4 protein-coding genes are annotated in these 4,419 nt (G+C 40.6%); 2 read left to right on the top strand and 2 right to left on the bottom strand.

The window, feature by feature from the left end:
* Nucleotides 1-178: 178 nt before the first annotated feature.
* On the bottom strand, nt 179-490 hold the full coding sequence (locus ACM0OS_RS28470) for a threonine dehydratase (RefSeq protein WP_414546535.1): 312 nt from the start codon (nt 488-490) through the stop codon (nt 179-181).
* Nucleotides 491-628: 138 nt separating this feature from the next.
* Here ACM0OS_RS28470 and ACM0OS_RS28465 point away from each other — a divergent pair, with 138 nt between their 5' ends.
* Both ACM0OS_RS28465 and ACM0OS_RS28460 read left to right on the top strand, forming a co-directional pair.
* On the top strand, nt 629-1,120 hold the full coding sequence (locus tag ACM0OS_RS28465) for a DUF1499 domain-containing protein (protein WP_414546534.1): 492 nt from the start codon (nt 629-631) through the stop codon (nt 1,118-1,120).
* Between the two features lie 238 nt (nt 1,121-1,358).
* Nucleotides 1,359-3,434, top strand: a complete 2,076-nt coding sequence (locus ACM0OS_RS28460; protein ID WP_414546533.1) for a TonB-dependent receptor plug domain-containing protein — start codon at nt 1,359-1,361, stop codon at nt 3,432-3,434.
* A 17-nt stretch (nt 3,435-3,451) separates the two neighbouring features.
* Here the strand turns inward: ACM0OS_RS28460 and prmA are convergent, their stop codons facing one another.
* Nucleotides 3,452-4,372, bottom strand: a complete 921-nt coding sequence (gene prmA, locus ACM0OS_RS28455; protein ID WP_414546532.1) for a 50S ribosomal protein L11 methyltransferase — start codon at nt 4,370-4,372, stop codon at nt 3,452-3,454.
* Nucleotides 4,373-4,419: the final 47 nt, after the last annotated feature.

Genomic DNA, 4,419 nt, shown 5'->3' with positions numbered 1-4,419 from the left:
TGACTCAACTTCCGTAATAACCGATTGTGACAGTTAAGGGTGCGGAATGTGAGTTTAACAAAGTCAGCAGACTTCAGAAAAAACAACCCCACCGATTAAAGTGGAGTTTTATTATATATTCATGGGCGATATTGCACCCACAATTTAACATTACTCTCCAACGGAGGCGCACGTTAATTTAGCTTTTTTTCACATCACGAGCCATATTCAGGTAGTAGTCATCCATTTTGCCTTTAGGACGACGGCGGTTTGGAGTCGGGGTTTCAGGAGTTTTATTTTGTTCTGATTCTTTTGGTTCTTTTACTGTATTTCGATTTATCCCCGTGGATTCATCAGATTCTAGGAAGTACTCAGCCTTGGTAAATCCGAAAAGCCTAGCAAAAAAACCTAAGACATTTCTGATCACACCAAGTATGTTTTTGAATACAACACCCAACCAGCCTTCAAGGCGAAGATACAAGTTGCGTATAATTTGAGTTAGACGAAGCATAGTCTTACCCTCTATGATTGCCTATCACTATTGTGACTTAATTTTTAGGCGATCGCTGAGGTGACAATCATCCATGACGGGAAATCTGATCAGAAATGACCGAAAATAATTGAGTACTATTCCAACCGTAAATTGATCATGTCCCGTATACTAAAAGCTTTCACGCCGCGATTCTTGCGGAGTATCACTTTTGTCATATTTCTGACACTTATTAGTAGTTTAATCTTTCCTGCTGCTACTTGGGCTGCTGCTTCTGGGTTAGGAATTACTCAAGGTCATCTGAGTGCTTGTCCCGCTTCCCCCAACTGTGTTGTCAGCCAAAATGCTGATTCTAAACACGCCATTGACGCGATCGCCTATCATGTAGATCGAGATACAGCACGGGAAACCTTACTGAAAGTTCTCACCGTTGTTCCCCGTACAGAAGTTATCGAACAAACAGATAATTACATTCATGCTCTTTCTAAAAGCCGCATCTTCAAATTCGTAGATGATGTAGAATTTTATTTACCTACCGATGAGTCAGTAATTCATCTGCGTTCAGCATCTCGCATAGGAGAATCTGATCTCGGTGTCAACCGCAGGCGGATGGAACAAATTCGTTTAGCCATGCGCGATTTAAACATTTAACGGATAAGAAAGTTCGTAGTAAGGACTTTAGTCCTTCTTTGCCCTCAGCCTAGAAACCTAGTTTACAGCCCTCTTCCATCACTTTGGAGATAGCAAAATAAATGTAGTAGCGCGGTTAGGGTAGAGGTAATCTTCCTCTACCCATTCGCATTTACTACGACAGCACGTCTTTTGACACCATTTTGTTGTTACAGCAAGAATACTACTTAGTAATTTTTACCTAAGTTAAGAAAACTAAGTGAACAAGCATTTTTTTCTACTACCTGTTGCTGTACCAAGTTTATTAGTTAATTTTCCCACCTTCGCTGCTGAAACAGAGCAGATAAACTCAATTATTTTTAACTTAAGTGAAATCGAATTACCAGCCACTAATGCAGAATTATTAACTCAACAATCTATCCCCATTGAAGTCAACTCGGAAACACAACCAGAAGTAGAACTAACTGATAACGAAGATGTAGATATTTTTATAGAAGTAACTGGAGAACAAAATTCTTTGCCTGAGTCTACGCCTGTTTACGTAATTGATCAAGAAGAAATTCAAAAACAGGGTGCAACAAGTGTAGCTGATGTTTTAAAAAGAATGCCCGGTTTCGCCATTAATGATGTCGGTCATGGTGCAGATATTCACACAGGAACATACTACCGAGGTGCGTCAATTAATCAGTCTGTATTTCTGATTAATGGCAGACCAATTAATAATAATGTCAACACGTATCATGGTGGAACCGACTTAAATAGTATTCCCGTTGAAGCCATTGAACGCGTGGAATTATATAGTGGTGTCACCTCCGCCTTATATGGTTCATCAGCCTTTGGCGGAGTTGTGAATATCATCACCAAAGAAGGCTATGGTCAACCTAGATTAACTGGAAGTGCAGAATTTGGCTCATTGAGCTTAAATAATCAACAAGTAAGTTATGGTGGCTCAGTTGGTGATGCTAGATATAACTTCAGCTTTGAAAGATTCTTTATAGATAACCGTTATCGCGTCCCCGTTGGTGCAGCCAATCGTGATGCTCAAGGATTTTTGGCGAATGCAGACACAGCTACCAGTACTTATTTTGGCAGCATAGGTTTAGATTTAGATAGTAAAAATTCCTTAAATTTAGATATTAAAAAACTCAGCAGTCGTAGAGGTTTAGTTTATTTTGGTTTCCCTCTCCAAAGAGATAGATTAGACCATGATGGCTTTAACGTCGGCTTATCTTGGAAAACTAGATTAGGTGAGGGAGAAAGCTCAAATCTTACAACCACACTCGGTTATAACCAAGATTACTTCAGCACTTATGGCCCTACAGTTTTTGCTGGACAAGAATTTAACCGCACAGGTGTTTTAGATACTCAACAAATTACAGCTAGGGTAGATCATGATTGGCAATTATCCCCCAACTATAAATTACGCTGGGGATTAGATTTACAAAATAGCAATTTAACTGGAGATACTTTCAGTACCAGACCTGACAGAATTATTAATAATGGAACTGAAAATAGAAATGTCTTAAACACAGCTTTATTTGCTGTTAATACTTTAAATATTAGCAACGATTTTCAGATAGACTTAGGTCTAAGACACAGCTTTGATGGGGAATTTGGCAATTATTTGAACCCTAGCGCTGGCTTACGTTATGCCCTCACACCAGCAGTAGCTGTGCGTGGTAGTTGGGCAGGTGGACAGCGCAATCCTGGATTAGATCAATTATATGTTTATGATACAGTTCATGGTTGGGAACCAAATCCTGATTTAACACCAGAAACAGGCTCATCTTGGACTGCGGGAGTAGATGTCAGACTCACAAATAATGTGATTGGGCAATTTACTTACTTTGGTAGTAGTTTAGATAATCGCTTAGGGATTATAGCGGGTAGATGGGAAAACATTGGGTTAGTAAATACCAATGGTTTAGAAGCCGCATTGCGATATCAAATTACCCCTGGCTGGTCAACTTTTCTCAACTATACATATACAGATGCCAAAATCAAAACAGGAGCAGAACAAGGTTTACAGTTAGGTTTTATTCCTTATTCTGTAGCTCAAGGTGGTATTGGTTATCAAAATTCAGGCTGGCAAGCTAATTTGTATGTCACTTATAACAGTGGTATGCGTCGAGCCTTTTTTAATGCACCAGGGGAAACAAGCAGAGATTTCGTCCCATCTTTTCTAAATTTAGATTTGAGTGGTCGGATTCCTGTAACTAGTAATTTAGGACTGACTGTTTATTTAGAAAACTTACTCGGTGAACAATACGAGCGAGTAAATCGTATTTATAGTCCTGGGTTTACTTTTCGTGTGGGATTAACTTCAAATTTTTAAAGGGTTATTGATTAAACTCAAGAACGCCGTGCATTCAAGCAACACCATTCTTTGCGTTTCCACAAAGTAGCCACCACCCAACCATTTTGCTCTAAAGCATCAGCAACAGCTTTGGATTGTTCTAGTAAGATACCGCTAAAAATTGCCCAAGTGCTGGGTTTGGCGATCGCACTCATTTCGGGAATTAATTGAATAATCACATCGGCTAAAATGTTACAGACGATACCATCTACTGGTTTTTCTACCAGTCTCGTCACCATGTCTACACTACCTTCTGCGGGGATTAAACGTTCTGGGCTAATTTCGTTGAGGGCGCGATTGCTAAAAGTAGATTGTACTGCTAAAGGGTCAGTATCCACAGCATAAACTTTCTCGGCTCCCAGTAGTACTGCGCCAATGGAAAGGATACCGGAACCACAACCAATATCCGCAATTACTACAGGTTCTTGTTTGTTAGTTGTATCGACAAAAGACTGAGGTAGCTGACTCAGCCGCATTTCTAAAGATTCCAAACACAATTGAGTTGTAGCATGGTTGCCTGTACCAAATGCTACCCCAGGATCAAGGCGAATTACTAACCGTTCTGATGATTCTGGCAAGGGTAGCCATGCAGGGTTGATCAAGAAGCGATCGCCTATTTCTTCAGGTTGCCAATGTTGTTTCCAGCTAGTAGACCAATCTTCCTCGTCAATTAATCCCCAATGCAGGGTAGGAACAGACGATCCGATACACAAAGCATCTTGACGCAACCACAGCGACAGCGCCGCCAAATCTAGTAGCTGTGCTTGAAAGCTTGGTAGGTATGCTTTGACGACACAGGAATTACCTTTAGTTTCCATCGCTGTACCACGGCTGCCAAAATCCTCCAGTCGCCAAAAGACTGAATCTTCTAGCGCGGGTTCACATAAAATCTGTAGTTCCCACCAAGTGTTTGCCATTTTTTAATATGTGTAGGGAGTGGGGAGTGGGGAGTGGGGAGATGGGG

It is taken from the genome of Nostoc sp. CCY0012 (assembly GCF_963920855.1).
Lineage (GTDB): Bacteria > Cyanobacteriota > Cyanobacteriia > Cyanobacteriales > Nostocaceae > Cyanocohniella.
This window is presented reverse-complemented; position numbering and strand designations above follow the sequence as displayed.

Excerpts from the sequence above, each read along its gene's own strand:
- ACM0OS_RS28470 (WP_414546535.1), bottom strand. The coding sequence starts at position 490 with ATGCTTCGTCTAACTCAAATTATACGCAACTTGTATCTTCGCCTTGAA.
- ACM0OS_RS28465 (WP_414546534.1), top strand. The coding sequence starts at position 629 with ATGTCCCGTATACTAAAAGCTTTCACGCCGCGATTCTTGCGGAGTATC.
- prmA (WP_414546532.1), bottom strand. The coding sequence starts at position 4,372 with ATGGCAAACACTTGGTGGGAACTACAGATTTTATGTGAACCCGCGCTA.